This window comes from Allobosea sp. NPDC055332, from assembly GCF_053645455.1.
The window spans coordinates 224,406-250,603 of sequence record NZ_JBSHMO010000006.1 but is presented as its reverse complement, the minus strand read 5'-3'; the positions used below and the strand labels follow the sequence as shown (position 1 = coordinate 250,603).

At 67.2% G+C, this 26,198-nt stretch carries 27 protein-coding genes and 2 pseudogenes; 12 read left to right on the top strand and 17 right to left on the bottom strand.

The features are described 5' to 3' along the window. Position 1 precedes the first annotated feature (1 nt). The 3 genes from ACWIGM_RS30030 to ACWIGM_RS30020 form a co-directional block, all read right to left on the bottom strand. The gene (locus tag ACWIGM_RS30030; RefSeq protein ID WP_454029641.1) at positions 2 to 469 is read right to left on the bottom strand and encodes an SRPBCC domain-containing protein; all 468 of its coding nucleotides are present in this window, start codon (positions 467 to 469) and stop codon (positions 2 to 4) included. Beyond that, positions 466 to 804 carry an ArsR/SmtB family transcription factor gene (locus tag ACWIGM_RS30025; RefSeq protein ID WP_454029640.1) on the bottom strand — a complete coding sequence of 113 codons (339 nt, stop codon included), beginning with the start codon at positions 802 to 804 and terminating at the stop codon, positions 466 to 468. Before ACWIGM_RS30025 ends, ACWIGM_RS30030 begins: the two co-directional genes overlap by 4 nt. An 89-nt stretch (positions 805 to 893) precedes the next feature. Beyond that, positions 894 to 1,568 (bottom strand): ceramidase domain-containing protein, encoded by a 675-nt coding sequence (locus ACWIGM_RS30020; protein WP_454029639.1) that lies wholly within the window; start codon positions 1,566 to 1,568, stop codon positions 894 to 896. Positions 1,569 to 1,998: 430 nt separating this feature from the next. Between ACWIGM_RS30020 and ACWIGM_RS30015 the strand changes: the two genes are divergently transcribed. Then, positions 1,999 to 2,154, top strand: coding sequence for a DUF1127 domain-containing protein (locus ACWIGM_RS30015; protein WP_092157112.1), 156 nt, complete (start codon positions 1,999 to 2,001; stop codon positions 2,152 to 2,154). 169 nt (positions 2,155 to 2,323) lie between these two features. Further along, positions 2,324 to 3,748: a methylenetetrahydrofolate--tRNA-(uracil(54)-C(5))-methyltransferase (FADH(2)-oxidizing) TrmFO gene (gene trmFO / locus ACWIGM_RS30010; protein ID WP_454029638.1), complete on the top strand. Its 1,425-nt coding sequence runs from the start codon at positions 2,324 to 2,326 to the stop codon at positions 3,746 to 3,748. Positions 3,749 to 3,904: 156 nt separating this feature from the next. On the opposite strand, the gene ACWIGM_RS30005 is transcribed toward trmFO, so the two are convergent. From ACWIGM_RS30005 to yajC, 5 genes are all read right to left on the bottom strand, one after another. Further along, positions 3,905 to 4,792, bottom strand: a complete 888-nt coding sequence (locus tag ACWIGM_RS30005; protein WP_454029672.1) for a phytoene/squalene synthase family protein — start codon at positions 4,790 to 4,792, stop codon at positions 3,905 to 3,907. Positions 4,793 to 4,904: 112 nt separating this feature from the next. Then, positions 4,905 to 5,285, bottom strand: a complete 381-nt coding sequence (locus ACWIGM_RS30000; protein ID WP_454029637.1) for an Mth938-like domain-containing protein — start codon at positions 5,283 to 5,285, stop codon at positions 4,905 to 4,907. 6 nt (positions 5,286 to 5,291) lie between these two features. Then, complete coding sequence (gene secF / locus ACWIGM_RS29995) at positions 5,292 to 6,233, bottom strand: protein translocase subunit SecF (protein ID WP_454029636.1); 942 nt, start codon at positions 6,231 to 6,233, stop codon at positions 5,292 to 5,294. 29 nt (positions 6,234 to 6,262) lie between these two features. Beyond that, entirely contained in the window at positions 6,263 to 7,873 is a 1,611-nt protein-coding gene (gene secD / locus ACWIGM_RS29990; RefSeq protein WP_454029635.1) for a protein translocase subunit SecD, read from the bottom strand. 59 nt (positions 7,874 to 7,932) lie between these two features. After that, on the bottom strand, positions 7,933 to 8,202 hold the full coding sequence (yajC, locus tag ACWIGM_RS29985; protein WP_454029671.1) for a preprotein translocase subunit YajC: 270 nt from the start codon (positions 8,200 to 8,202) through the stop codon (positions 7,933 to 7,935). 293 nt (positions 8,203 to 8,495) lie between these two features. On the opposite strand from yajC, the gene ACWIGM_RS29980 reads away from it, so the two are divergent. Then, positions 8,496 to 9,374 carry an ATP-binding protein gene (locus tag ACWIGM_RS29980; protein WP_454029634.1) on the top strand — a complete coding sequence of 293 codons (879 nt, stop codon included), beginning with the start codon at positions 8,496 to 8,498 and terminating at the stop codon, positions 9,372 to 9,374. Positions 9,375 to 9,497: 123 nt separating this feature from the next. Beyond that, positions 9,498 to 9,941, top strand: coding sequence for an SMI1/KNR4 family protein (locus ACWIGM_RS29975; protein WP_454029633.1), 444 nt, complete (start codon positions 9,498 to 9,500; stop codon positions 9,939 to 9,941). A gap of 126 nt (positions 9,942 to 10,067) precedes the next feature. On the opposite strand, the gene ACWIGM_RS29970 is transcribed toward ACWIGM_RS29975, so the two are convergent. The 6 genes and pseudogenes from ACWIGM_RS29970 to ACWIGM_RS29945 form a co-directional block, all read right to left on the bottom strand. After that, positions 10,068 to 11,408, bottom strand: coding sequence for a peptidoglycan DD-metalloendopeptidase family protein (locus ACWIGM_RS29970; protein ID WP_454029632.1), 1,341 nt, complete (start codon positions 11,406 to 11,408; stop codon positions 10,068 to 10,070). A gap of 286 nt (positions 11,409 to 11,694) precedes the next feature. After that, complete coding sequence (locus ACWIGM_RS29965) at positions 11,695 to 12,354, bottom strand: protein-L-isoaspartate O-methyltransferase family protein (RefSeq protein ID WP_454029631.1); 660 nt, start codon at positions 12,352 to 12,354, stop codon at positions 11,695 to 11,697. Positions 12,355 to 12,371: 17 nt separating this feature from the next. Further along, on the bottom strand, positions 12,372 to 13,133 hold the full coding sequence (gene surE, locus ACWIGM_RS29960; protein WP_454029630.1) for a 5'/3'-nucleotidase SurE: 762 nt from the start codon (positions 13,131 to 13,133) through the stop codon (positions 12,372 to 12,374). 4 nt (positions 13,134 to 13,137) lie between these two features. Then, a pseudogene (gene serS / locus ACWIGM_RS29955) lies at positions 13,138 to 13,740 on the bottom strand (serine--tRNA ligase); the annotation flags it as partial. A gap of 180 nt (positions 13,741 to 13,920) precedes the next feature. Beyond that, positions 13,921 to 14,598, bottom strand: a pseudogene (locus ACWIGM_RS29950) (serine--tRNA ligase); the annotation flags it as partial. A gap of 126 nt (positions 14,599 to 14,724) precedes the next feature. Next, positions 14,725 to 15,777, bottom strand: coding sequence for a polysaccharide deacetylase family protein (locus tag ACWIGM_RS29945; protein ID WP_454029629.1), 1,053 nt, complete (start codon positions 15,775 to 15,777; stop codon positions 14,725 to 14,727). Positions 15,778 to 15,892: 115 nt separating this feature from the next. On the opposite strand from ACWIGM_RS29945, the gene ACWIGM_RS29940 reads away from it, so the two are divergent. Both ACWIGM_RS29940 and ACWIGM_RS29935 read left to right on the top strand, forming a co-directional pair. After that, a complete protein-coding gene (locus ACWIGM_RS29940) occupies positions 15,893 to 17,128 on the top strand; it encodes a GNAT family N-acetyltransferase (protein WP_454029628.1) in 1,236 nt (411 codons plus the stop codon). A 70-nt stretch (positions 17,129 to 17,198) separates the two neighbouring features. Then, complete coding sequence (locus tag ACWIGM_RS29935) at positions 17,199 to 17,570, top strand: GFA family protein (RefSeq protein ID WP_454029627.1); 372 nt, start codon at positions 17,199 to 17,201, stop codon at positions 17,568 to 17,570. Between the two features lie 61 nt (positions 17,571 to 17,631). Here ACWIGM_RS29935 and ACWIGM_RS29930 read toward each other — a convergent pair whose 3' ends face one another. Beyond that, on the bottom strand, positions 17,632 to 19,821 hold the full coding sequence (locus ACWIGM_RS29930) for a GumC family protein (RefSeq protein WP_454029626.1): 2,190 nt from the start codon (positions 19,819 to 19,821) through the stop codon (positions 17,632 to 17,634). Between the two features lie 166 nt (positions 19,822 to 19,987). Between ACWIGM_RS29930 and ACWIGM_RS29925 the strand changes: the two genes are divergently transcribed. The 6 genes from ACWIGM_RS29925 to ACWIGM_RS29900 all read left to right on the top strand — a co-directional run bounded on the left by ACWIGM_RS29925 (position 19,988) and on the right by ACWIGM_RS29900 (position 24,991). Then, the gene (locus ACWIGM_RS29925; protein ID WP_454029625.1) at positions 19,988 to 20,563 is read left to right on the top strand and encodes a polysaccharide biosynthesis/export family protein; all 576 of its coding nucleotides are present in this window, start codon (positions 19,988 to 19,990) and stop codon (positions 20,561 to 20,563) included. Between the two features lie 23 nt (positions 20,564 to 20,586). After that, positions 20,587 to 21,750, top strand: a complete 1,164-nt coding sequence (locus ACWIGM_RS29920; protein WP_454029624.1) for a glycosyltransferase — start codon at positions 20,587 to 20,589, stop codon at positions 21,748 to 21,750. A gap of 126 nt (positions 21,751 to 21,876) precedes the next feature. Continuing rightward, positions 21,877 to 22,404 carry an RNA polymerase sigma factor gene (locus ACWIGM_RS29915; protein ID WP_454029623.1) on the top strand — a complete coding sequence of 176 codons (528 nt, stop codon included), beginning with the start codon at positions 21,877 to 21,879 and terminating at the stop codon, positions 22,402 to 22,404. After that, entirely contained in the window at positions 22,388 to 23,155 is a 768-nt protein-coding gene (locus tag ACWIGM_RS29910) for an anti-sigma factor family protein (protein WP_454029622.1), read from the top strand. The genes ACWIGM_RS29915 and ACWIGM_RS29910 overlap by 17 nt, the downstream gene beginning before the upstream one ends. 100 nt (positions 23,156 to 23,255) lie before the next feature. Then, positions 23,256 to 24,626 carry a sulfite oxidase gene (locus ACWIGM_RS29905; RefSeq protein WP_454029621.1) on the top strand — a complete coding sequence of 457 codons (1,371 nt, stop codon included), beginning with the start codon at positions 23,256 to 23,258 and terminating at the stop codon, positions 24,624 to 24,626. A gap of 5 nt (positions 24,627 to 24,631) precedes the next feature. Further along, positions 24,632 to 24,991 (top strand): hypothetical protein, encoded by a 360-nt coding sequence (locus ACWIGM_RS29900; RefSeq protein WP_454029620.1) that lies wholly within the window; start codon positions 24,632 to 24,634, stop codon positions 24,989 to 24,991. 15 nt (positions 24,992 to 25,006) lie between these two features. On the opposite strand, the gene mdtI is transcribed toward ACWIGM_RS29900, so the two are convergent. Further along, positions 25,007 to 25,345, bottom strand: a complete 339-nt coding sequence (gene mdtI / locus ACWIGM_RS29895) for a multidrug/spermidine efflux SMR transporter subunit MdtI (RefSeq protein ID WP_454029619.1) — start codon at positions 25,343 to 25,345, stop codon at positions 25,007 to 25,009. Beyond that, the gene (locus ACWIGM_RS29890) at positions 25,342 to 25,698 is read right to left on the bottom strand and encodes a DMT family transporter (protein WP_454029618.1); all 357 of its coding nucleotides are present in this window, start codon (positions 25,696 to 25,698) and stop codon (positions 25,342 to 25,344) included. The genes mdtI and ACWIGM_RS29890 overlap by 4 nt, the downstream gene beginning before the upstream one ends. Positions 25,699 to 26,198: the final 500 nt, after the last annotated feature.

Genomic DNA, 26,198 nt, shown 5'->3' with positions numbered 1-26,198 from the left:
TTCAGGGCGCCATCTCGTCGAGGCGGGCATAGCTCGCCTCCATGCCGTGCTCCATGCCGGTGGCCAGCATGGCCTCGCGGGTGGCGCGGTCGGGCACGGTCATGCGCATGGTCATCAGCGTACCGGTACCGTCGGCCTCGAAGCGGGTCTCGACATGGTTGTCCGGGCACGGCTCGGGCAGGTGCATGCGCTCGACATGCTGGATGCGGCTGAACGGCTCGAGCGCGACGTACTCGCCGGTGAGGTAGAAGCCGTTGCCCTTCCCGTCGCTCCATTCATAGCGGATCCTGCCGCCCGGCTTCGCCTCATTGATGCAGACCGGCATGGTCCAGCCATCGGGGCCGAGTAGCCATTTCTGGATCAGCGCCGGATCGGTATGGGCGCGGTAGACCGCCTCCGGCGAAGCCTTGAAGCGGCGGGTGACGACGACATGGGTGTCGCCCTCGGTCTTCAGCGTGAGCCTGGTCATTTTTGGTCTTTCTCCTTGCCCGGTTCCATCTCGGCCAGAAGCTGGTCCAGCCGGTCGTAGTTCGCTTCCAGAGCTCGCCGGAGCATGGCGAGCCATTTGTCGATCTCCTCGAGCGCTCCCGGCGCCAGCCGGCAGGGCCGCCTCGTTCCCTCGATCCGCCTCGTGATCAGCCCCGCCTCCTCCAGCACCTTCAGGTGCCGCGACACCGCCGGCTGCGACATCGCGAAGGGCTCGGCGAGGTCCATCACCGTGGTTTCGCCGAGGGCCAGCCGCGCCAGGATCGCCCGGCGCGTCGGATCGGCGAGAGCGGAAAAGGCTGCGTCCAACCTATTCATGTCGACCTCTTTATGTAACTATCTTGTTATATAACTAAACATGCATGGTCAAGCACCTAGTTCGGCACCCAACGAAACGGCGATGCGGTTCAGTTACGTGGCGCGAGGATGGCTGCCCGGAGCAGCAGATAGAGCAACAGCCCGTTGAGCAGGTGCCATCCCCAGTGCAGGCCGAACGGAACCGTGCCGCACAGCATCGAATCGAGCGAGCGGAAGGTCAGGGACAGCGTGAAGACGAGGCCCGCGACGGCGATACGAGCTGCCGTGGCACCATCATCGCGCAGCCTTGCCGCCAGCGCGACGCCGAAGAGGCCAACGACAAAGCCGGCATAGCCGGCCGAACCGCGCATGCCGGCGGGCAATAGCGGAGAGAGACCCGCGGCCAGACCGAAGCAGGCGGCGAGGAAGAGCAGCGCACCGATCGCTGCAGCCAATGGCGACAGGCCCAGGAACCGGCTCAGCGCCAGGCCGAAATAGCAGAGCGCGAAGAGCTGGATCGGCACGACGTCGGCCAGCAGGGTCCAGCGCTGCGGCATGGTGTGGAACAGGAAGGAGCCGACACCGATGATCGCGACCAGCACCGTCAGCGCTTCGGCCGGCCAGTCGCGACGCCCCTGCAGGCGCAGCAGAAGGAATGCCGCCAGCGCCACCAGCAGGAAGGCACCATTGCTGATCGCATTGAGCGGCTCGGCCCAAAAAGCCCCGCTCAACCGCTCGCAATAGCCCGCCCCCTGCATGCCCTGCCCCGCTCTGACCAGAATCACCGAATCATGCCACCGATCCCATGCGCGCTCATGACGCCCGCCGGCCGGATTGGTGGAATTCTTCTCGAATCCCTTGATGGTGAACAGGGCGTTACGCGCCCCTTCGGCCCCGCAACCAATGTTGCAGTGCAAATCGCATGGCAAACCGCAGCGATTCTGCACGAAATCGCGGCAATGGCCGAAGCGCTCCAGAACGAGGCCTATTGTCGCCTAAAATTTAGGCCAAAATTTCACTGTTCTGACAAAATCGTTAAGCGCTCTGCGCGGGTCAGCGGCCGTTTCCAAACGATCTCTTAATTTGCCATGCATTGAAAGCATAACAGAACTGACGACGCGCCCCTGTGAGAAGCACACTGACCTCTCTATATGCAGTGCACAACGAATTCATCGCTGTCGGGGCCAAACCCCGAAAAACCAAAAGGTTATCGCCATGTTCCTGTCCATGATCGCTTCCAAGATCCGCGCCTATCTTCGCTATCGCGAGACCGTCCGCGAGCTGTCCCGCCTCACCGACCGTGAGCTCGACGACCTCGGCCTGTCGCGCTCGGACATCCAGTACGTCGCCCGTACCCACGCGACTGCCTGATTTCCGACCGCCCAGGTTGGACGAGTAGTTTCTCCTAGACCCCGCGTTCCTCCCCTCAGGGTCTGGTCGAAGAGCGAATGCCCGCTTTCGAGCGGGCATTTTGCGTTTCTGGGCCTGGATGCAGCCCAACGCCCTTGACCTCGGGCGCCGCCGCGGACACATCGCGGCCATGACAACATCCACCGCAATCGCACCCATCCACATCGTCGGCGGCGGCCTCGCCGGTTCGGAAGCCGCCTGGCAGATCGCAGAGGCCGGCGTTCCGGTCGTCCTGCACGAAATGCGCCCGGTGCGCGGCACCGACGCGCACAAGACGGAAGGGCTGGCCGAGCTGGTCTGCTCCAACTCGTTCCGCTCGGACGATTCGTCCTCCAACGCCGTCGGCCAATTGCATTGGGAGATGCGCCGGCTCGGCTCGCTGATCATGGCCAAGGGCGATGCGCACCAGGTCCCGGCGGGCGGCGCGCTCGCGGTCGATCGTGACGGCTTCTCCGCCGCCGTCACCGCCGCACTCGAAGCCCATCCCAACGTCACGATCGAACGCGGCGAGATCGCCGGCCTGCCGCCGGCCGAATGGGACAAGGTCATCGTCGCGACTGGCCCCCTCACCTCGTCGGCGCTGGCGGAGGGCATCCGCTCGCTCACGGGAGCGGGCGAGCTCGCCTTCTTCGACGCGATCGCCCCGATCGTCCATTTCGATTCGGTCGACATGGACGTCGCCTGGTTCCAATCGCGCTACGACAAGGCGGGGCCGGGCGGCACCGGCGCCGACTACATCAACTGCCCGCTCGACCGCGACCAGTACGAGGCCTTCATCGACGCGCTGCTCGCGGCGGAGAAGACCGAGTTCAAGGAGTGGGAGGGCACGCCCTATTTCGACGGCTGCCTGCCGATCGAGGTAATGGCCGAGCGCGGCCGCGAGACGCTGCGCTGGGGGCCGATGAAGCCGGTCGGCCTGACCAACAAGCACAACCCGACGGTGAAGGCCTATGCCGTCGTGCAGCTGCGCCAGGACAATGCGCTGGGCACGTTGTTCAACATGACGGGTTTCCAGACCAAGCTGAAATACGGGGAGCAGGCCGCGATCTTCCGGATGATTCCTGGGCTGGAGAACGCCGAATTCGCCCGACTCGGCGGCATCCATCGCAACACCTATCTCAACTCGCCGGAGCTGCTCGATCCGCAATTGCGGTTGAAGGCCGATCCGCGCCTGCGCTTCGCCGGGCAGATCACCGGCTGCGAGGGCTATGTCGAGAGCGCCGCGATCGGCCTTTTGACCGGCCGGCTCGCCGCGGCCGAGCGGCTCGGCCAGCCGCTGGTCCTGCCGCCGGCGACGACCGCGCTGGGGGCGCTGGTCAACCACATCACCGGCGGCCACATCGTCACCATCGACGAGGGGCCGCGCTCCTTCCAGCCGATGAACATCAATTTCGGCCTGTTCCCGCCGATCGATGGCGTGGCGACGACGGGCCCGGACGGCAAGCGCCTGAAGGGCCCGGCCAAGAGTGTTGCCCGCAAGCAGGCGCTGACGGCGCGGGCGAAGGTGGAGCTGGATGAGTGGGTTGGCGCGAGCAGCGCGCAGGCGGCGGAGTGAACCGGCCCAATCCTGATCAGGTCATCCCGGACAAGCGGCGCCAGCCGCGCCAATCCGGGATTCATGCCGGAACGCCACTCAATGAGGCTCAGGCATGGATCCCGGGTCTTCGCTTCGCTACGCCCGGGATGACAAGTTCGTATGGTTTGCGAGCGCCTACCGCCCAGCCGTCCGTGCCGCGCGCCACAGCGCCCATTGCCGCCGCAGCGGCGAGAGCGTGATAATCGTACGATAGGGATCATAGCTGCGCCGCTCCATCTGGCGCAGATAGGGCTCGACCAGTGCGACCGGCAGGAAGGCCGGCCGGATCGAAGCCGGCACGGTGGCAGAAAGATCGTTGAGCTTGCGCAGATGGATGCGCGCCAGCGCCCGCATCTCCTTCAGCGAATAGATCAGTCCAGGCCCACCGCGGCCGCGCACGATGTCCTCGCGGGTGACGCCGTTGCGGCTGAGCAGGTCGGCCGGCAGGTAGACCTGGCCGCGCGCCGCGTGCCAGGGGAAGGCGCGCATCAACCCCGCGAGCGCATAGGCGACGCCGGCATGGCCTGCGGCCGTGGCACCGCCGGGATCGCGCCCTTGCGCCAGCACCAGGCAGGCGAGCCGGATCAGCGCACTCGAGGTCTCGCCGGCATAGCCTTCTAGATCGGAGAGCGCCGGCATGGGATCGTCATAGAGATCGAAGACGCGGGCCTCGATCAGGCCCGAAAGCGGGGCGATCGGCAAACGGAAGCGCCTGACGGTGTCGAGCAGCGCCTGCGCGACCGGATGGCCCGGCGCGGGCGCGTCCGGACCGGCCTCGAGCACGTCGCGCCACCATTGCAGGCGGACCTCGCCCGGCAGCGGTTCGCTGACCTGCTCGCGCACGCGCGCGATCTCGTGGCTGAAGGCGTAGAGGGCGAACAGGCCGGGGCGCAGCGCCTCGGGCGCATAGAGCGAGGCGATATAGCGGTCCGGATCATGCTCGCGCACCAGCGCCAGGCAGTGGCCATAGGCCTGCGAGAGCGGACCCGGCGCAGTGCCGGCGCGGTCCTCGGTTCTGGTAATCATGCGCCCTCCCCGCTCCCGCCGTCACGCGGGTCGAAGCGGCCGCAGTCTAGGCTCAGCCAGCGGCCTTGGCTACGCGGGAGCGACATGGCTGGTTGGATTTGATCGCCAATCAGTCGACCGCGATCAGCGCCGCGGCAACGCGCCGCTCCTCGCCGACGAGGACGTTGTAGGTGCGCGCCGCAGCCGGCGTCGCCATCGCCTCCACTGTGATGCCCACAGCCCTGAAGGGGTCGCGCAGCGAGGCCGGCAGGAAAGCGATGTCGTGGCCGATGCCGAGGATCAGGAAATCGATCGTCCCGGCCTCGTCGAGAACCGGCTGCAGGCTCTCCAGCGTCACCTCCGCAAAGGACGTGACCGGCCAGATCCGGATGCCGGCCGGCGTCGCCAGGATCGAGCCGCGATGACTCATCTCGGCGAAGCGGAATCCGCCGGCGCCGAAGCCATCGAGCTGGTACCGGCCGGGGACGAAGCCGTCGAAGCGCCGTTCCACCAACCCTCAGACCCGAACCTTGGCCTCGGCCACGTCCTCGCTCTGGTCGAGGCGGCCGGCGCGGACATCGAGATAGAGCAGCACCGGCGTCGAGACGAACATCGCCGAATAGGTGCAGACCACCACGCCGAACAACATGACCAGCGCGAAGCCCTCGATCGCAGTGCCGCCGAAGAAGACCAGCGCGATCAGCGCGAGCACGGTGGTGGTCGAGGTGATCGCGGTGCGTGACAGGGTCGAGTTCACCGAGAGATCGAGCAGCTCCGGGATCGGCATGGTCTTGTAGCGGCGCAACAGTTCGCGCGTACGGTCGAACACCACGACGGTCTCGTTCAGCGAGTAGCCGACGATCGTCAGGATCGCCGCGATCGAGGTCAGGTTGAATTCGAGCTGCGTGATCAGGAAGAAGCCGAGCGTCAGCACGATGTCATGCATGGTGCCGACGATCGCGCCGATGGCGAGCTGCATCTCGAAGCGGAACCAGAGATAGACCAGCACGCCGATGATCGCGAGCACGACGCCGAGCGTGCCGGCCTGGACGAGCTCGCCCGAGACGCGCGGGCCGACCGTCTCGACGCGGCGGAACTCGTAGGCTTCGGCGAATGCCGCCCGTGCCTTCGTGACCACCGCCTGCTGCGCGACCTCGCCGCCCGGCTGCAGCGCAAAGCGCATGGAGAGATCGCCGGCATTGCCGAACTCCTGGACCTCGACCTCGCCGAAGCCGAAGCTGTTGGCGGTCTGGCGCACCTGGGCGATGTCGGGTTTGCCGCTCTTGGCCTGCATCTCCATCAGCGTGCCGCCGCGGAAATCGATGCCGAAATTGAGGCCGACCGTCAGGAACAGCACCAGCACCAGCACCGAATAGGCCGCCGAAAACGGATAGGCGAGGCGCCGCCAGTGAACGATGCGGAAGCGGGTGTTGTCGGGAACGATGCGAAGCAGGCGCATGGTTTTTCTCTAACTCCTGGCCTGCGGGCTCAGAACGGAAGGGCCTTCGGCCGCGCCCAGCGATACCAGAGCGCAATCAGCATGCGCGTCAGCGTCACCGCGGTGATGACCGTGGTCAGGATGCCCAGGATGAAGACGACGGCGAAGCCGCGCACCGGGCCGGAGCCGAGTGCGAACAGGGCGACCGCCGCGATCAGCATGGTGACGTTGGAGTCGATGATCGTGGCAAAGGCGCGCTGGAAGCCCGCCTCGAGCGCCGAGACCAGCGATCTGCCGAGATGCGATTCCTCGCGCATTCGCTCATAGATCAGCACGTTCGAGTCGACTGCCGTGCCGATTGTCAGGACGATGCCGGCAATGCCCGGCAAGGTCATGGTTGCCCCGAGCAGCGACATCAGCCCGAGGATCAGGCAGACGTGCACGAGCAGCGCGATGCTGGCGATGAAGCCGAACAGCCCGTAATTGCCGATCATGTAGAGGATGACCAGCACGGTCGCGATGATCGTCGCCATCTTGCCGGCCTGGATCGAATCCTGGCCGAGGCCGGGGCCGACGGTGCGCTCCTCGACGATCGTCATCTTCGCCGGCAGCGCGCCGGCACGCAGCAGGATGGCGAGGTTGTTGACCTGCTCGACGGTGAAGTTGCCGGAGATCTGGCCGGAGCCGCCGGTGATCGGCGACTGGATCACCGGGGCCGAGATCACCTTGTTGTCGAGCACGATGGCGAGCTGGCGGCCGAGATTCTCGGTCGTCGCCTGGCCGAAGCGCTGGGCGCCGCGGATGTTGAAGCGGAAATTGACGATTGGCTGGCTGGTGCGCTGGTCGAAGGCCGGCTGGGCGTCGATCAGATCCTCGCCCTCGACGATGACCTGGCGGCTGATCGGGATCGGCTGGCCGCCCTGATCCTGCGACGGCAGCATGTCGACATCGCTGGCGTTCGCATCCGCGACCATGCGGAACTGGAGCTTGGCAGTCTCGCCGAGAATCTGCTTCAGCCGCTGCGGATCCTGCAGGCCCGGCACCTGGACCAGGATGCGGTCGAGGCCCTGGCGCTGGATGTTCGGCTCGGTGGTGCCGAGCGCGTCGACGCGCCGGCGCAGCACTTCCATCGCCTGCTCGACGGCGCGGCGGATGCGCTCGTTGGCACCGGCCTCGGTCACGTTGAGCTGGATCAGACCGTCCGGATTCTCGCTCACGTCGATCGAGCGGTTGCCGGACGGGCCGAAGGCGCCCAGCGTACCGATCGGCTGCGCCAGTTCGCGGAACTTCGGCATCAGCTTGGCGCGGTCTGCCTGATCCGGCACGCGCAACTGCACGCCGCGCGGGGTCAGGCCGATGCCGCCCTGCAGGCCGACGCGCTCCTCGCGCAGGATGCGGCGGACATCGTCACGCAGCTGCGTGACCTGGCTGCGGATCAGGTCGGCCCGGTCAATCTCGAGCAGAACGTGCGAGCCGCCCTGCAGATCGAGGCCGAGCGTCATCGCATGGATCGGCAGCAGGAAGCGCGGAATCCAGGCCGGCGCGCCCTGCTCGATCGCTTTGCGGGTCTCGGGCGAGAACAGGTTCGGCACGGCGAGCCCGCAGCCGAAGACCAGCACGAGCAGAACGAGAATGACCTTGCGGGCCTGGAGACGAAGCATCTGTATGAACAGCCTTGTTGGCGGGCGCGGGTGCCTTCAGGCCCCGCGCCTCACGGCCTTCAGCTCTTGACCGGCTCGCCCTTGGCGCGCACGTCCGACACCATGCCCTTGAGGATGCGCACGCGCACACCATCGGCGATCTCGGCCTCGATCTCGGCGTCGTCGATCACCTTCGAGACCTTGGCGATGATGCCGCCCGAGGTGACGATCGTGTCGCCGCGGCGCACGTTCTTGATCATTTCCTGATGCGACTTCACCCGCTTCTGCTGCGGCCTGATGATCAGGAACCACATGATGATGAAGATCAGGACGAACGGAACCAGCGACATCAGCACGTCGTTGGTGCCGCCGCCTCCAAGGCCCTGGGCAAAAGCGGGGGTGATCACGGGAAGGCTCCTTCACGTCGCCGCCGATTGACGGCCGGCCGGCGCGGGGGTTGCAAAATCGCGCGGACTATAGCCAGCGATGTCATGAAATCAATCGAAAGCGACCGGTCTTTCGGCCGCATCCCCCAGCTAAGCGCTCCCTGCCCTGCGCGCAATGGTCTTGCCTTCCGAGGCCGCGGAGGTTTATGAGCGTACCGTACCGTTCGGTACGCATCATTCATGCGGACATGCCTGCAATGACCGACACCGCCACCGATCCGACGCTCGCCACCCTGCTGCGCATCGCCGACGCGCTCGAGCGCCTCGCTCCGCCGGCGAAGCGCAAGCCTGATCTCACCGCTGCCGACGCCTTCGTCTGGCATGCGGCCGGCCACGAGCTTTCGCCGGTTGCCAAGGTCAACCGCGTCGCGCTGTCGCTGCTGCGCGGCGTCGACCGGGTGCGCGACACGCTGGCGGAGAACACCGAGCGTTTCGCCCGCGGCCTGCCGGCGAACAACGTCCTGCTCTGGGGCGCGCGCGGCATGGGCAAATCGTCGCTGGTCAAGGCCGTGCATGCCGACACCAACCAGCGCCTGCCGGCCGGCGCCCTCCCGCTCAAGCTGATCGAGATCCATCGCGAGGACATCGAGAGCCTGCCGGTCCTGATGGGGCTGCTCAAGGCCGATCCGCACCCTGCCATCGTCTTCTGCGACGACCTCTCCTTCGACGGGCAGGACACCTCCTACAAATCGCTGAAGGCGGCGCTCGACGGCGGCGTCGAGGGCCGGCCGGAGAATGTCGTGTTCTATGCGACCTCGAATCGCCGGCATTTGCTGGCGCGCGAGATGGTCGAGAACGAGCGCTCAACCTCGATCAATCCTGGTGAGGCTGTGGAAGAGAAGGTCTCGCTGTCGGACCGGTTCGGCCTCTGGCTCGGCTTCCACAAATGCAGCCAGGACGAATACCTGGCGATGATCGACGGCTATGTCGGCCATTTCGGGCTGACGATCGAGCCTGAAGCATTGCGGCGCGAGGCGCTGGAATGGGCGACGACGCGCGGCTCGCGCTCGGGGCGCACGGCCTGGCAGTACATCCAGGACCTGGCCGGCCGGCTGGAGACGAAGCTGGAAGGGTGACGCTGGAGCGCATAGGCTCGCTAAACTCGGCGCGGCTTCACGTAAGAGCAGTGTGAAGCCGCCGTCCGGCTCGGATCGAAATGACGAGTCGAGGCAAGGCAAGATAGCGAGGAAAGCGTGCGCTTGGAGCGAGAAAACGGCAGGCCCGAGGAAGCGGAACTGCTCGATCTGGAAAGCCAGATCGGCCGGAAGCTGCCAGAGGCCTATCGCAACTGGCTTTCCGAAACCGGCGGTGGGAAATTGATCGACAGCGCGATCAAAAGCGGACTCGATGACGAGCCGATAGCTGATATCGCGGAGATGTTCTCTATAAACAAGATTTTGAACGAAATTGATATACTTGAAAGCAGAGTTTCCGCGGATTGGCTCCCAATTGGAACCTCTAATGGCGGAGACATTGCCCTAATAGACTTACTCAGCGGCGAAATTCTCTATCTTTTTGTACCCTATTTTTTTGGCAAGGACTTCGTCACCAGAGACTGCTCGGTAAAGATCGCCGAGAGTTTTGAGCGGCTGAAGCGAGATTTGAGACCTTTTGACGATCTTCTGAAAGAGCTCAGGAACTGAGTGAACTGCAACCGCTCCTGCTCAACGCATCTCACATAAGCAAAACGGGGCGGCCTTTCCTGGGACCGCCCCGCCTCGTTTCGACCGGCGGGGTCTCGCGAGTACCGGCCGAAGTCTAGTTCAAGATCAGTTGCTGCTGCTGAGATAGGGCATCGGGTCGACCGGGGTCGAACCCTTGCGCAGCTCGAAGTGCAGCTGCGGCGAGTTGACGTTGCCGGTCTGGCCCGACTTGGCGACGACCTGGCCGCGCTTGACCTGCTCGCCACGCTTGACGCTGATCTCACCATTATGGGCGTAGGCCGAGACATAGCCGTTCGGGTGGCGGATCAGGACCAGATTGCCATAGCCCTTGAGCTCGCTGCCGGCATAGGCGACGACGCCGCCCTCGGCCGCCTTGACCGGCGTACCTTCCGGCACAGCGATGTTGATGCCTTCGTTGCCGCCCTTGCCGGCATAGCCGGCGATGACGCGGCCGCGGGCCGGCCAGCGAAAATCGGCGTTGGACGAAGCCGGCTCCTCCGCCTTGGGCAGGCTCGCGGTGGTCTGCGGCTCCGCGGCCTTGGGCTCCGGAGCGGGCGCGACGGCCCTGGGCTGAGTGGTGACCTTGTCAGCCGGAGCGCTGGCGACGACCGGCGCAGCGGCCTTGGGCTTGGCAGCGGGGGGCTGAGCCGGCAGCGCCGCGGTCTTGGTCTCGTTGGCCGCCTTGGCAGCCGCCTTGGCCTTGGCCTCGGCAGCGAAGCGGGCGCGGGCCTCGCCCATGCGCTTGGCGTCGGCGGCGGCCTTCTCCTTGGCCTCGGCCGCCTCGGCCCTGGGATCGACGGCTGCGACCTTGGGGACAGCGGCGGCCGGCCTGGCCGGCACGGACGCAACCGGGCGGGACGCTGGCGGCGGCGCAAGGCGCGGCTGCTCGAAACGATTGTCGCTCGGCGCCGGCTGGCGCGCGGCGGCCTGAGCGCCGCCACCATTGTAGACGGGAACGACGATGCGCGAGCCCGGCGTGACCTCGCCGGAGAGACCATTGGCCTGCATCAGCGCGGAGCGCGGCACGCCGTAGCGGCCGGAGATCACTTCCAGCGTCTCGCCATGCGCGACGACGATCGGTGTACCGCCCTGGGCGCTCCAGCCGGCAGCCGAGCCGGGCGCGCTCGGCGCAGGTGCCGCGGGCGGCGTCGCACGAAGCGCGACGGAAGAACTCGGCGGCGGCAGGGGCTGGCTGCGCACACCGGGATTGCCGGTGGCGGAGGCCGTCTCATAGGACTGGTTGGGCGCGCCGCGGCCGATCGAGCCGGTGGTCGCCGGATCGCGCTGGGGCGCGGGGGCCTGAGCCGTCTTGAAGGGGTTGCCGAAGGGCGCTTCGGTGAAGCGCATCGCCTCCGAGGAGCAGGCGCCCAGACCGGCTGCAAGGGCGCAGACCGACACGACGCGAACCACGGATTTCGGCACGGCCAGCTCGACTTGCTTACGCATGGACTCTGCACTCGCGAACGACGCAACTCTACGGTCCGCATTAAAGAGCCGGTTAGGTTAAGAAGGCGTTTCGCTGCTGACAGCTCAGGTGAATTTCTGAAGGCGGCCGCAATCTTCCTGACGGGAGGCTCCCATCATGGTCGGGCCTGTCCCGACCATCCACGTCTTCGCTGGTCGAGCGTGGCGTTCAAGACGAGGATGCTCGGCACAAGGCCGAGCATGACGAGCTGGGAGAGCATTGACGGTTCGAGCGTCAGGCCTTGGCGTGCCCCGGAATGGCCGCCGCTCACAGTGCCTGCGACAATCCCGGCGCCAGCGGCGGGATGCGGATGACCGGGCCGAGCGCATGGTCGAAGCCATCCTCGCTGCGCGTGACGACGACGAGCCGCCCTGCCCCCTCGACGCGCAGCGCGCCGACCAGCCGGCCACCGGTCTCGAGCCGGGCCAGCAACGCCTCCGGCACCGTCTGCATCACGCCGTTGACCAGGATGCGCTCGAAGCGGCCGAGCGTGCGGTCGGGCTGGAAACCGTCGGCATGGCGCAGTTCGACGAGCTTGGCGAAGCCGCCACCGGTGAGGCGCTCATGCGCGGCGAGCGCAAGCGTGCGGTAGCGCTCCAGCGAAACGACCTTGCCGCCCATCGCCGCGAGCAGTGCCGCGACATAGCCCGAGCCGGAGCCGACCTCGAGCACGCGGCAATCGGGTTTCATCTCGAGCGCGCCGACGAGCGCGGCGACCGTGTGCGGCGCCGTCATCGTCTGGCCGCAAGGCAAGGGCACCGAGACGTCCTGGCGGGCGAGATCGGCGAAGCGCGACGGCGCGAAATGCTCGCGCGGCACGCGCTCCATCGCCCGCAGCAACGCGATATCGCGGACGCCGCGCGCCCTGAGCGACAGCAGGAAGGCGACCGTGCGTTCGCTCTCGTTGCTGGCGCTCTCCTCGCTCATCGCAGTATCGATCGGCTCTAGGCGAAGAGCTGGGCGAAGCGCGTCATCGTCGGCTCATGCGTCAGGTCGAGCTCGAGCGGCGTCACCGAGATCTTCTTCTCGGCGAGCGCGCGCAGGTCGGTGCCGTTGGCCGGCTCGTGCTTCCCGCGCTGGAAGGCGATCCAGTAATAGGGATTGCCGCGCCCGTCGCGCCGCGGCTCCAGCCGCATCAGCTCCTGATCGCGCCGGCCCTGCGCCGTGACGGCGACACCCGCAACCTCGCTCGGCGCCACGTTCGGGAAGTTGAGGTTGAACAGGATGCCGTCGGGAATCCCCTCCTCCAGCAGGCGGCGGATGATGCCGGGCGCATGCTGCAGGGCGCAGTCCCAGATGATGCTGGTGCGGTCGCCCGGCATATAGGCCTGGCTCACCGCGATCGAGGGGATGCCGAGCAGCGTGCCTTCCATGGCGGCAGCGATGGTGCCGGAATAGGTCACGTCCTCGGCGACGTTCTGGCCGCGATTGACGCCGGAGAGCACGAGATCGGGCTTCATCTCGGCCATGACCGAACGCACCGCCATGATCACGCAATCGGTCGGCGTGCCCTGCACGGCGAAGCGCTTCTCCTCGATCTGGCGCAGGCGCAGCGGGTTCGAGAGCGACAGCGAATGCGCCACGCCCGACTGGTCGGTCTCGGGCGCGACCACCCAGACATCGTCGGAGAGCTGCCTGGCGATCTGCTCGAGGATGGCGAGGCCCTCGGCATGGATGCCGTCGTCATTGGTCACCAGGATGCGCATGGGCTCAGGCCGCCTTCTCGATGCGGGCCACCCCGCGCATGTAGGGAACCAGCACGTCGGGCACGGTGATCGAGCCGTCGGCGTTCTGGTAGTTTTCCATCACCGCGATCAAGGCGCGGCCGACCGCCGTGCCCGAGCCGTTGAGGGTGTGGACGAAGAACGGGCCCTTGCCGTCCCTGGTCTTGTAGCGGGCATTCATGCGCCGCGCCTGGAAATCGCCGCAGACCGAGCAGGATGAGATCTCGCGATAGGTCTTCTGGCCGGGCAGCCAGACCTCGATGTCGTAGGTCTTCTGCGAGGCGAAGCCCATGTCGCCGGTGCAGAGCGTCATCACCCGATAATGCAGATCGAGCTTCTTCAGCACGTTTTCGGCGCAAGACAGCATGCGCTCGTGCTCCTCGCGCGACTTCTCCGGCGCGGTGATCGAGACGAGCTCGACCTTCTCGAACTGGTGCTGGCGCAGCATGCCGCGCGTATCGCGCCCGGCCGAGCCGGCTTCGGCCCGGAAGCAGGGGGTGAGCGCGGTGAAGCGGCGCGGCAGCTCCTCCTCGGAGAGGATGGATTCGCGCACGAGATTGGTCAGCGGTACCTCGGCGGTCGGGATGAGCCAAAGGCGGTTCGACCTCGCTAGAAAAGCTCTGAAATTTCGCTTCCCTGCTTCGGTAAGCTGCAAACCACCACCTTGACCGGGCGGCGTTCTCATCCAGTTCTCATCCAAAGCCCCGTCATTCAGGGTTTCGTACAAAAACTGATGCAGCAGCTCACTCGTTGGCGTTCCGGTTGTCGAAAACTGATCATCTTCAAACTTCGGCAGCTGAGCCGTGCCGAACATCACATCATCCCGCACCATCAGCGGCGGGTTGACTTCGGTGTAGCCGTGCTCCTCGACATGGGTATCGAGCATGAACTGGCCGATGGCGCGGTTGAGCCGGGCGATCTGCCGGTCGAGCACGACGAAGCGCGAGCCGGAGAGCTTTGCGGCCGTCTCGAAGTCCATCTGGCCGAGCGCCTCGCCGAGCTCATAATGCTCCTTGGCCTGGTTGACACCGGCGAGCCGACCGTTCTCTTCAGGCTTCACGCCCTGCGCATGCAGGAGCACGTTGCCGTGCTCGTCAGCGCCGTCCGGCACCTCGTCGAAGGGCATGTTCGGGATCGCGGCGAGCTCTACGTTCAGCGCCTCGACGGCGGCCTTCTCCTCAGCCTCCAGCGCCGGCACCTGCTCCTTGAGCGAGGTGACCTCGGCCTTGAGCTGCTCGGCCAAAGCGAGGTCCTTCTGGCCCATCGCCTTGCCGATCTCCTTGGAGAGGGCGTTGCGGCGCTCCTGCGCGGCTTGAGACTTGCCGATGGCGGAGCGGCGCTGGTCGTCGAGCGCCAGCAGCGACGACGACAACGGCGCGAGCCCCCGACGCTGCAAGCCCCGGTCGAACGCGTCAGCGTTCTCGCGAATCCATCTGATGTCGTACATCGCTCAAGCCGAACCGTTGTGGAATCGGCTGTTCCTCTAGAGCATGCCGCGCCGGCACGGAAGCGTTCCGTCCGCGCGACGCCGGTGCGAGCACCACAGGGCTCCGGTCGCGATGCGGCACGCGCTCTAGTCGACCCGTAACCTCTGCCCGCGATTCCACAGGAGGAACGGCAGCCCCGACAGCAGGGCCCTGAGCGCAGCCTCGCTCTGGTGCAGGCCGTTGAGCGAGATGCGCGGCAGCGCGTGGAGATGCTCCGCATGCCCGGCGAAGAGATGGCCCGGCCGGGTCGTCACGGCGCTCGTGAAGCCCGCCTCCCTGGCCAGAGCGAACTCGCGCGGCCCGGCGGAGGTGGGATCGCCGACCGGATAGGCGAAGTGGCGGATCGGCGCGCCGAGCGCCTGCTCCAGCCAGGCCTTGCTCTCGACGATCTCGCGGCGCGAGGCCTCCTCCGGATGCTTGGCCAGCATCGGATGGCTCAGCGTATGCGCGCCGATGGTGACGCCGGGCGCGCCGGCGAGCGAGCGCAATGTCTCGACCGGCAGGCATTCGTGCTCGACCAGCGCGGCAGGGTCGATGCCAGCCTGCGCTGCCAGTCCGGAAATCACCGAGAGCAGAATCGCTTCCGGCGCCTTGCGCAGACGCCAGTAGAGGCGGTCGAACGCACTTTGTTTCTCGGCATCGGTTCCAGCTGACGCGTCGAAGCGGCCATCGGGCAGCTCGACCGAGACATGCGGCAGCGCCCGGATCGCCTCCTCCAGCTCCAGCCACCAGAGCCGTGCGGTGCGCTCGGCAAAGCCGCGCACCACATAGAGCGTCCACGGCGCCTCATGCTTCGCCAGGACTGGCCAGGCATGGTCGAGATTGTCGCGATAGCCATCGTCGAAGGTGAGCGCGACGAAGAAGCGACCGGGCCGCGGATCGGCCAGCCGCGCCAGCGCTTCGTCGAGCGAGACGATGTCGTAGCCCTCGGCCCGGATCAGCGTCAGCGCCCGGTCGAGGAACTCCGGCGTGATCTCGAGCAGGCCGTTCGGCCGGAAGCCGTTCGCCGTCGCCGGGCGGACATGGTGCAGCGTCAGGATCGCGCCCTTGCCCTGGGCGAGCCCCCTGCCCCAGCGATCGGCGCCGGTCGCCGCGATGGCCGTGAAGGCGGCCGAAAAAGCCTTATGGCGCAGGCTCATGCCCGGCGTCTCCGAGAGATCGATTCAACCCTTCGCTAACGCTGTTTGGCGAAGCTGTCTTGCAACGTCCGCGACAGTGGCAGGTCCGTTCACAATGCCGGGTTAAGGAAAGGGCATGTCCGCCGTCGCCGATCGTGCGCCCGATACGTCCGCCATCCCCGCCTTGCGTCGGGAGGAAGAGGCGCGTCCCTGGGCCCAGATCCGGGCGAGCAGTGACATCGCGGCCCTGGAAGCGGACTGGCGGGCGCTCGAAGCCGAGGCCTTGGTGACGCCGTACCAGGCCTATGACTGGGTACGCCCTTACGTCGAGACGATCGGGCGGGCCGAGGGCCAGCTATTCCGGTTCGTCCGCGTCGAGGACGGCCATGGCGCGTTGCTGGCCCTGTTCCCGCTGGTGATCACCCGGCGCCTCGGCACATGCTTCGCCGAATTCATCGGCGGCAAGCATGCCAATTATCACATGGCGCTTTACCAGCCGGGCTTCGCCGAGGCGCTCGATGCAGCGACCACTCAACTGCTGCTCAAGGAAGTCGGCGCGGCGATCGGCGGGATCGACGCGCTGTTCCTGATCAACCAGCCGGCCGCCTGGCAAGGCATCGCCAACCCGCCGGCCGGGCTCGCCGCCGGGCAGAGCCCGAGCCGCGCCTACAAGCTCGCGCTCGACCCCGGTGATTGCGACGGCACGCTCAGGCGCTCGATGAGCAAGCATGCGCGCAAGAAGCTGACAACGAAGCGCAACCGCTTCGCCGAGTTCGGTCCGTCCGAACTGGTCCAGGCGCGCAGCGAAACGGAGATCGAGCGCGTGCTCGACGCCTTCCTGGCGCAGAAGGCCGCGCGCTTCGCCCAGATGGGCCTGCCCGACCCGTTCGCCACACCGGCCATCCGCGCCTTCCTGCGTCAGGGCGCGATCGGACAACCCGGCCGGCCACCGGCGATCGAGCTTTACTCGCTCGACCTCGCGGGCCAATCGGTCGCGACCTATGTCGGCGCCGTGCAGGACGAGCGCTTCTCCGGCATGGCGACATCCTTCGACCTCGGCTCGGAAGCGGCCCGCACCAGTCCCGGCGAGATCCTCCTGGTCGAGCTGATCAAGCGCAAATGCCAGGCCGGCCTCACCATGTTCGACCTCGGTATCGGCGAAGCCCGCTACAAGACGACGATCTGCGATGACAGCGACGAACTGGTCGACACCTTCTTCCCCCTGACGGCGAAGGGACGGGCCTATGCCGGCTACAGCCAGGCCAAGCGGGCGCTCAAGCGGCGGATCAAGGCCTCGCCTCTCGCCCTGAAGACGGCGCAACGCGTCCTTGGCTGGTTGAGACGCCGCAAACCAGCAGAGCAGGACGAGTAACCCACTCCTGCCAGGTACTGACAAGAAATTGAGGTTGATCTGTCCGCATACTCTTCAAGGAGTGGGCGACATGACGATCATCAGCGGCAGCTGCCATTGCGGCGCGACGAAGTTCGAGGTGCTGGAACCGGTGACCGAGGTCACGGCCTGCACCTGTTCGATCTGCTCCAAGCGCGGCGCGCTGTGGAGCTACCACAAGCCGGCGCAGTTCAGGCTGCTGACGCCGCGCGAGAACCTGACGACCTATCGCTGGCAGAGCCGGATGGTGGCGCATCATTTCTGCGGCGCCTGTGGCTGCACCACCTTCACCGAGTCGCCGGACTGGTCGAGCGGCGAGCCGGACTTCGACAATCCGAAGGTCGCGGTGAACGCGCGCGTGCTCGACGATTTCGACCTCGGCGCCGTCCCGGTCAGCGTGATCGACGGCAAGAACCTCTGGTAGCCGACGATCTGTCGGTCACAGCATCGGACCGAAAAGTGGCCCCCACTTTTCGGTCCGATGCTCAGGCCGGAACCGGCTCCTTGTCCTGCGAGACCATTTCGGCCCGCTCCGGCGCATCGACCGTGACGAGCACGATCGGCGCCCCGGTGAGATCGGTGAGGCGGTAGGCTGCCTCGACCGCGTGGCCGTTGCCGGCATGGCCGGCCATGACCAGCGCGCCCTGTGCGCGGGCCAGCAGTGGCGACAGCACCTCGGCCTCGTCGGTCGAGGCGGTCGCGACCAGCACCCAGTCATAGGTCTCGCAGAGCGCATCCAGCGCGACGTCGACGATGTCGGGCGCCGCCAGCACCGCCTCGCGCCCGGCCCGGCCCGGCGCGATCTCGTGCAGGCGTGAATCCTCCTGCCGGGTGATGATGTCGGAGAACATCGCCTCGCCGGCGAGCAGTTCGGAGAAACCGGCCTGGTCGCGGCCATCGCTGGCGAGATCGACCAGGATGCAGCGGCTGCGTTCGGAGAGGAGCTGCGCCAGAGCACGCGGCGAGGCTTCGCCCGGCTCGGCCCCGTCGAGCACCAGCACGAGCGGCGCATGGTCGTCGCTCGCCTTGTTGACGGTAGCCGCGAGTTCGGCCGCCCCGGCATCGGGATCGGCGAGATCGAGATGAAGCTGGCCGATGCGCCCGCCATGGGTCAGGAGGCCGGCGATGCGCTCGCGGCGCGGCTGCGGCGGCGGCGCCTGGGCCTCGCCCTCCTCCCTGGCCGCCTCCTCGTCCTTCGGCGTACCGAAGCTCGGCGCGCCGCGGTTCGGCCCCTTGCGGAGCGGGGCATCCTCAGCCGGCGTCGATGCGCCACCGTTCAGAAGCTCGCGCGAAATCACAGCGGCCAGCGCGACCAGGAAGGTCGCCAGCGTCGCGACCAGAATGGTCGGCAACTTCTTCGGGAAGGAGGGCTGCGTCGGCTCGATGGCGCGCGAGATGACGCGCGCATCGGCGGGGGCCGCGTTCTGGGCGTCGCGGGCGAGCGCCTCGCGATAGCGCAGCATGTACTGCTCGAGCTGCTCGCGCTGGGTGCGTGCCTCGCGCTCGAGCGCGCGGAGCTGAACCTCGTCGTCATTGGCGCCCGAGGCGGTCTTCTTCTGGCCTTCGAGCGCCGCGGTGACGCTCTCGACACGCTGGCCGGCGATCTTGGCCTCATTCTCCAATGTGCGCACGGCGCGCTCGGCGGCGGCGCGAATCTGGCCTTCGAGATCGGCGAGCTGGGCGTTCAGCTCCTTGATGCGCGGATGCTCCGACAGGAGGTTACGCGATTCCAGCGCGAGCTGGGCGCGCAGGTTGACGCGCTGCTCGATCAGGCGGCGGACGAGGTCATTGTTGGCGACGTCGGGAATCTCGAAAGTGCGCCCGGCCTTGATCGCATCGCGGATGATCGCGGCCTTGGCCTGCGACTCGGCCTGCTGGTTGCGCGCATTGGAGAGCTGCGTCGACAGGTCGGCGAGCTGCTGGGCCGTGATCGTGGTGTTGTTGGCGCCGACGAGCAGGCCGTGGCGGGAGCGGAACTCCTCGACCTTGGCTTCCGATTCCGCCAGCCTTTTGCGCAGGGGCTCGATCGTGGTCGAGAGCCAGGAGGAGGCGCTACGGGCGGTGTCCTGCTTGGCTGCTTCCTGCATCTCCAGATAGACGGCGGCAATCTCGTTCGCCGCCTTGGCGGCGAGCACCGGGTCCTGCGAGGTGAACTCGATCGAGACGATGCGCGAGCGGCCGACCGGGAAGACCAGGAGCCGGTCGTAATACTTCTCCAGCACCCGCTCCTCCGGCGAGCGGTCGGCCGGATGGGCGCCGATGCCGAGGAGGACGCCGACCTTCTTCAGCGCGCCGAGCGCGCCGGCGCCGGAATCGAATTCGGAATTGCCGACCAGGCCGATGCGCTTGATCGCCTCGCGCGCAAGGTCGCGCGACATGATGACCTGAACCTGGCTCTGCACGCCCTCGGGGTCGAATTGCTGGCCGGAACTCTCGCCCCCCGCCTGCCCCGGCCGCGTATAGAAGCTGTCGCGGTTCTCGAGCAGCAGGCGCGCCTCGCCGGTGTAGCGCGGCGTGACGACATTGACCGCAACGAAGGACAGGCCGAGCGCAGCCAGCGTCGGCCCGATGATCCAGAGCTTGCGCGCCTTGATCGCGGCCCAGAGCGCCGGCAGGTCGAGCAGATCGGAGCGGCTCTCGCCGGCGGCCGCAACGGTGTCGTAGCGAGCGGTCATGAGGCTTCCATTCACGCAGAACTCTCGCGCCCCCGAGAGACGCAGCGTCATGTGAGCCCATTAAGGTTAGTGGCGAGTTAAGAGCAGCAAGCCCGATCATGCGGCGAAGCGCTGGCTCGATCAGCTTTTGTTAACCATGACGACCTATCCCTAGGAACATGTCTCGATGGGTCCGCCGGTGATGATGAGTAGACATCCCGTCTGTCTGGCGCTTGCCGCCGCGCTCGCCATGTCCGGCTGCGCGCCGCGCGTCGCTGCGCCGGAATTCGCGGTCGAGACATCAGCGCCCTACCAGCTCGCCAGTGGCGACAAGCTGCGCGTCATCGTCTTCGGCCAGGACAATCTCTCCAACATCTACGCCGTCGACGGCGCCGGCCGCATCTCGATGCCGCTGATCGGCGCGGTGGATGCGCAAGGGCGCACGACACAGCAGCTCGAGCGGGCGATCGAAGGACGCCTGCGCGCCGGCTATCTGCGCGAGCCGAAGGTTTCGGTCGAGGTCGACGCCTACCGCCCCTTCTTCGTACTCGGCGAAGTCACCAATTCCGGCCAGTTCCCCTTCGTCAACGGCATGACGGTGCAAACGGCGGTGGCGATCGCCGGCGGCTTCACGCCGCGCGGCCAGCGCAATTACGCCGAGGTCACCCGGCTGATGGACGGCCAGCTCGTCACCGGCACGGTGCCGATCACCTATCCGGTCAGGCCCGGTGACACGATCGTGATCAAGGAACGCTGGTTCTGAGCGCGCCGGAGGTCTTGAGACCCATGTCCGCCGCGGCCGGCTCCGCTCCCCTGACGATCCTGCACGTCTTCCGTGCGCCGCTCGGCGGCTTGTTCCGGCATGCGCTCGACCTCGCCCGCGGCCAGATCGCGCGCGGCCACGCGGTCGGCATCTTCTGCGATTCGAGCACGGGCGGAGCGCGCGCCGACCAGGTCTTCGCCGAACTCGGGCCACAGCTGGCGCTCGGCGTGACGCGCGTCCCGATGTCGCGCTATCCGAGCCTCACCGACATGCGCGCCCTCGCATCGGCGGTGACGACCCGCAAGCGCATCGCGCCGCAGATCGTCCACGCGCACGGCTCCAAGGGTGGCGTCTATGCGCGCCTGCCCGCTCTGGTCGCGCCTGGGCGAGCCTATGTCACCGCCTATACGCCGCATGGTGGCAGCTTCAACTACAAGCCCGGCAGCGCCGAACACCGCATCTACATGGCGATCGAGCGCCTGCTCGAACCGGCGACCGACATGTTCCTGTTCGAGAGCGCCTTCATCGCCGGGCGCTTCGAGGCCCATGTCGGGCACAAGCCGCGCACCGATCATCGCATCGTCCTGAACGGCATCTCGGAGGCCGAGTTCGAGCCGATCGACCATGCCAAGGCCGAATTCGACCTCGTCTATCTGGGCGAGCTGCGCTCGGCCAAGGGCGTCGACACGCTGATCGAGGCGCTGGCGCTGCTGAAACGCCGCGACGGGCTGACGCCGCGCATCCTGATCGTCGGCTCCGGGCCGGACGAGGCGCTGCTGCGGCAGATGACGGTCGACCAGGGCGTCTCGGCGCAATGCGTGTTCGAGCCGCCGGGACCGATTCGTGCCGCACTCGCCAAGGCGCATGTGATGGTGATCCCGTCGCGGGCGGAATCGCTGCCCTATGTCATTCTCGAGGCGGCAGCCGCGGCACAGCCACTGATCGCGACCGATGTCGGCGGCATCAAGGAGATCTACGGCCCCGGCCATGCCGGCCGGCTGATCGCACCCAACGAGCCGACGCTGCTGGCCGATACGATCCGGAAGACGCTGGCGACGCCGGCCGTGGAGCGCCTCGCCGAAGCCACCGACCTCGCCGCGCATGTCAGGGCGAATTTCCGCCTCGACGCCATGGTCGACGGCGTGCTCGACGCCTATCGCGCCGCGCTCGTCAGGCGAACCGGCTGACGGCCGACAGGCTCCCGAACGCCTCGGTTCCGCTTTCGCGAATCCTTCCCTATGCTTGTCCGCGTCGCGGGTCCTCGGCGTTGGCCCTGTCCGCTCGCGGCTCCAACCGGTTCGGATGGCGCGAGCATGTGGCGCGACGAACGCAAGGCAGCAGCGCGCCGCGCGCGGCTCGAACGCGAATGGGGGCGGCTCTTCCGCTATGCCTGTGCGCTGACGCGCGACCGGGAGCGGGCGGCCGACACCGCGCAGGAAGCCGCCTTGCGGGTGCTGACGGCGAGGAGCGAACCGGCGGACGACCCCGCCTATCGCCGCTGGCTCTACAGCATCCTGCGCAACCTGCTGATCGACCAGGTCCGGCGGCAGCAGCGCGAGCAGGGAACGCAAGCACCCGAGCCGGCCGACTGGCGATTCGACGAACGCGCGCTCAGCGCGATCACAGTGCGGCAGGCGCTGGAACAGCTGCCTGTCGCGATGAAGGAGGTGGTGGTCTTGGTCGATCTCGACGGCTTCAGCTATGCGGAAGCGGCAGCGCTCACGGGCGTGCCGGCCGGCACCGTCATGAGCCGCCTGTCGCGCGCCCGGGCCATGCTGCTTTCGATCATAGGGGGAGCCAATATCCGCGTGCTCCCGGCTCGCCATGCCGCATCAGGCTGATCCGCACCAATCCGAGGATTGGAAGACGCTCAACGCCTTCGCCGATGGCGAGCTGGCGCCGGCCGAGCAGCGCGCCATGGCGGAGCGATTGGCGGCCTCGCCCGAGGCGGCGGAAGCGCTGCGCGGCATCGTCAGGCTGAAGCAGGAATTGCAAGGGTTGCCGGCCGACGATGCGCCGCCGGCCCTGCCGACGCTGTCGAGCCGGCCGTGGCCGCGCTGGCGACAGGCTGCGTCGATCGCTGCCGCCCTTGTCATCGCGACAGCCGTTGCGCTGACGCCAATGCTGCTGCGACGCGATGCCTCCGAGACCTTCCTTGCGGCATCCCTGGCGGCGCATGAGCAATTTGCGATCGCAGCGCCATTCCAGCCCACCGCGGCGATCGCACCGGCGGCCACTGCACGCGTCGCGACCGAGCTCGCCCGCCTCGGCCTGCAGCCGGTCTGGCAGGCGACCTCGGCGGCTGGCCAGGTGAGGATCGGTTTCGTCGGCGCGCGCGGCTGCCGGCTCAGCCTGCATGTCAGCCCGCAGACGGAACCCGCTCCCGCGCCCGACCAGGCGGCCCCGACGCTGGCAGGCTGGAATGCCGGCGAGCAGAGCTATCTTCTGATCGCGACCGGGATGCCGCCGGCCCGTTTCGAGCTGATCGCCGGCTTCATCAAGGCGCTGACGAGCGAGCCGGCGGACAAGGTCGAGCCGCTGCGCACCGCCCTGCAAAGCGACTGGCGCAGCGCCCAACCCTGCCTCGCCTGATTGCGCGACAATAATTTCGCCTCGGATGGAATGATCCGGCATCGTCGCACGTCTTGTTCCTGAACGCCGGCGCAGTGACGCCGCCGCGAAGGAGGACACCATGGCGAAGCAGGAACGGTCCCTGAGCGAACTCTATGGCGACGATCCCGAACGCGGCGACGCGCTCGCCTTTGGCCGCCGCACCGGTTCCTCGCGCCGTGGCTTTCTCGGTGGTGCCGGGCTCGCGGCGATGGGCGCCGCCGTCGGCGGCACGATCCCGTTCTCGGAGCAGATGCCGGCCGGCCTGATCCCGGCCGCCCTGGCGCAAAGCGCGCCACCCGCCTCCCCTGCGCCCTCCGCCGCCCCCGCGTCTGCGGCGCCGAAGGGCCCGCAACTGCTCGACTTCCCCGGCAAGGCCAAGGGCCTGATCCTGCTCGGCGACCGGCCGCTCGTCGCCGAGACGCCGGAGCACCTGCTCGACGACGACACCACGCCGTTCGAGAAGTTCTTCATCCGCAACAACGGCCAGACGCCGGACGCCTTCACGGAGGGCGACGCCTGGGAACTGACCATCGACGGCGAAGTCAACGCGCCGCTGAAGATCAAGCTCGGCGAGCTCAAGCAGAAGTTCACCCACAAGACCTTCCGCACGGTGCTGGAATGCGGCGGCAATGGCCGCTCCTTCTTCCAGCCGCAGGCGCGCGGCAACCAGTGGACCAATGGCGGCGCCGGCTGCGCCGTATGGACCGGTGTGCCGCTCGCCGACGTCCTGCAGAGCGCCGGCCTGAAGTCGACCGCGGTCCATACCGGCAATTACGGCGCCGACCAGCATCTCTCCGGCGAGGCGGGCAAGGATGCGATCTCGCGCGGCGTGCCGATCGCGGCGGCGCTGGAGCCGCATGCATTGCTGGTCTGGGGGATGAACGGCCAGCCGCTACCGGCCGTCCATGGCGGGCCGCTGCGCGTGATCATCCCCGGCTTCCCGGCCTCGGTCTCGCATAAATGGCTGAAGCGGATCGCGATCCGCGACAAGGTGCATGACGGCCAGGGCATGGGCGGCACCTCCTATTCGGTCGCGATCAAGCCGATGATCCCCGGCGGCAAGACCGACGACGCCAACATGCGCACCATGACCGACATGCCGGTGCGCGGCATCATCACCAATCCGGCCAACGGCACGCGCCTCGCCGCTGGCACGCGCAAGCTTCCGCTGCGCGGCGCCGCCTGGGACGGGCACGAGGGCGTCTCGCGGGTCGACGTATCCATCGATTTCGGCGCGACCTGGCAGCCGGCCAAGGCGGCCGAGCCGCGCAACCGCTATGACTGGCGGCGCTGGACCGCCGAGGTCGAGCTGCCGTCAGACGGCTATTACGAGCTCTGGGTCCGTGCCACCGACAGCAAGGGTCGGGCGCAGCCGCATGTCGCCGGCGGCTGGAACCCGCAGGGCTATGGCGCCAATCCGATGCACCGGGTCGCGGTGCTGGTCGGGTGAGCGCCATGATCGCACGTATCCGCCGCGCCGGGCTTGGCCTCGGCGCGGGGCTTCTCCTCGCCGCATCCTCGGCGTTGGCGCAGGCCCCTGCCCCGTCCGAGGAGACGCCGGAGATGTTCCCGGCCGGGCCGAACCGCGACGAGGCCTTCTATGCCTGCATCGCCTGCCACAACTTCAAGCTGGTCGCGGCCCAGGGGCTGAGCCGCGAAAAATGGAGCGAGACGCTCGACTGGATGGTGAGCAAGCACAACATGCCGGCGCCCGCCGCGGACGAGCGCGAGAAGGTGCTCGACTATCTCGCCCAGGTCTTTCCGCCGAAGGCGCCGTCCCAACAGGGCGGGTGGAAGAACCCGTTCCTGAACTGAGGCGGCGCCGCCCGGTCAGAACAGCTTGAGCGCGACCACGCCGGCGACGACCAGCGCGATGCCGAGCCAGCCAGCCGGGCGGATACGCTGGCCGAAGGCGAGCGTACCGACCACGGCCGTCAGGACGAGGCCGACGCCGCCCCAGACGGCATAGGCGACGGAGAGGTCCATGCCGCGGATTGCCTGCGCCAGGGCGGCGAAGGCGCCGACGACGCAGAGCACCCCGAGGGCGCCGACGAGGCGGCGCTTCAGCCCGTCGGAGAGCTTGAGCAGGCTGGTGCCGATCACCTCTAGGGCAACGGCGAGTGCAAGCCAGGCAAGCGCGAAGGCTTGCGCGGAGGCGGCGAAGGTCACACCAGCCTCCGCTCGTCCTCCTCGGAAGCGTCGTGACCGACGCCGCGTTCCAGCAGCACGATGCCGCCGATGATCAGGGCCAGCGCCAGAATGCGCGAGACCGTCAGATGCTCGGCGAAGAAGGCATGGCCGATCAGGGCGATGCCGACGATGCCGAGGCCTTCCCAGACCGCATAGGCGACGGCCATGGGAATGACCCGCAAGGCGACGCTGAGCAGGGCGAAGGACAATCCGATCAGCGCGAGCGGCAGCACCGCGACGAGGACCGGGCCCGCGACAAAGGCCTTCAACGCCGACGTCGCGAGCAGCTCCACGGCGATGGCCGCGAGCAGGATCAACCAATGAAAAGACATAAGTCACACAGGGGCGCTGGCCCAGGGCGCAGGCGGCGCGGGTGCGGCGTCTGCGGGGTGCGCATCGTTAGCGTTTAAGAGACGATGTTTGAGATGAAAGGAGCGTTCAGGCTTCCGCCCAAGGCCAGCACATCGCCATGCCCAAATCACCGGAAATACCCGTGGGCAAGGTCAATGAAATATGTGCTTCTCAGACACTCATCGTCGCCTCAAATGCCTGAATCTATGCTTTTTGTCAACTCAAACACGACTTTCAGGGCTTTTCGAGCTCGTTTTCCGACTATCGAAACCCTACGCTAATACCTTGAAGGCCCGAGCGAAAATCGACCTTTTCGTATACCTGAAAAAAGATGCTGCGACGCCGCCGTTCCGGAGCGTTCCCGATAGGTTGAAAGCACTTCAAATCCCGATCGCTTCCGCAGAGTCCGATTAAGTCTTCCGTGAGCAATTTGCGCTAGGTGACGATGGCTTTCTGCACGGCGGTGCCTGCCGCCGCGCGC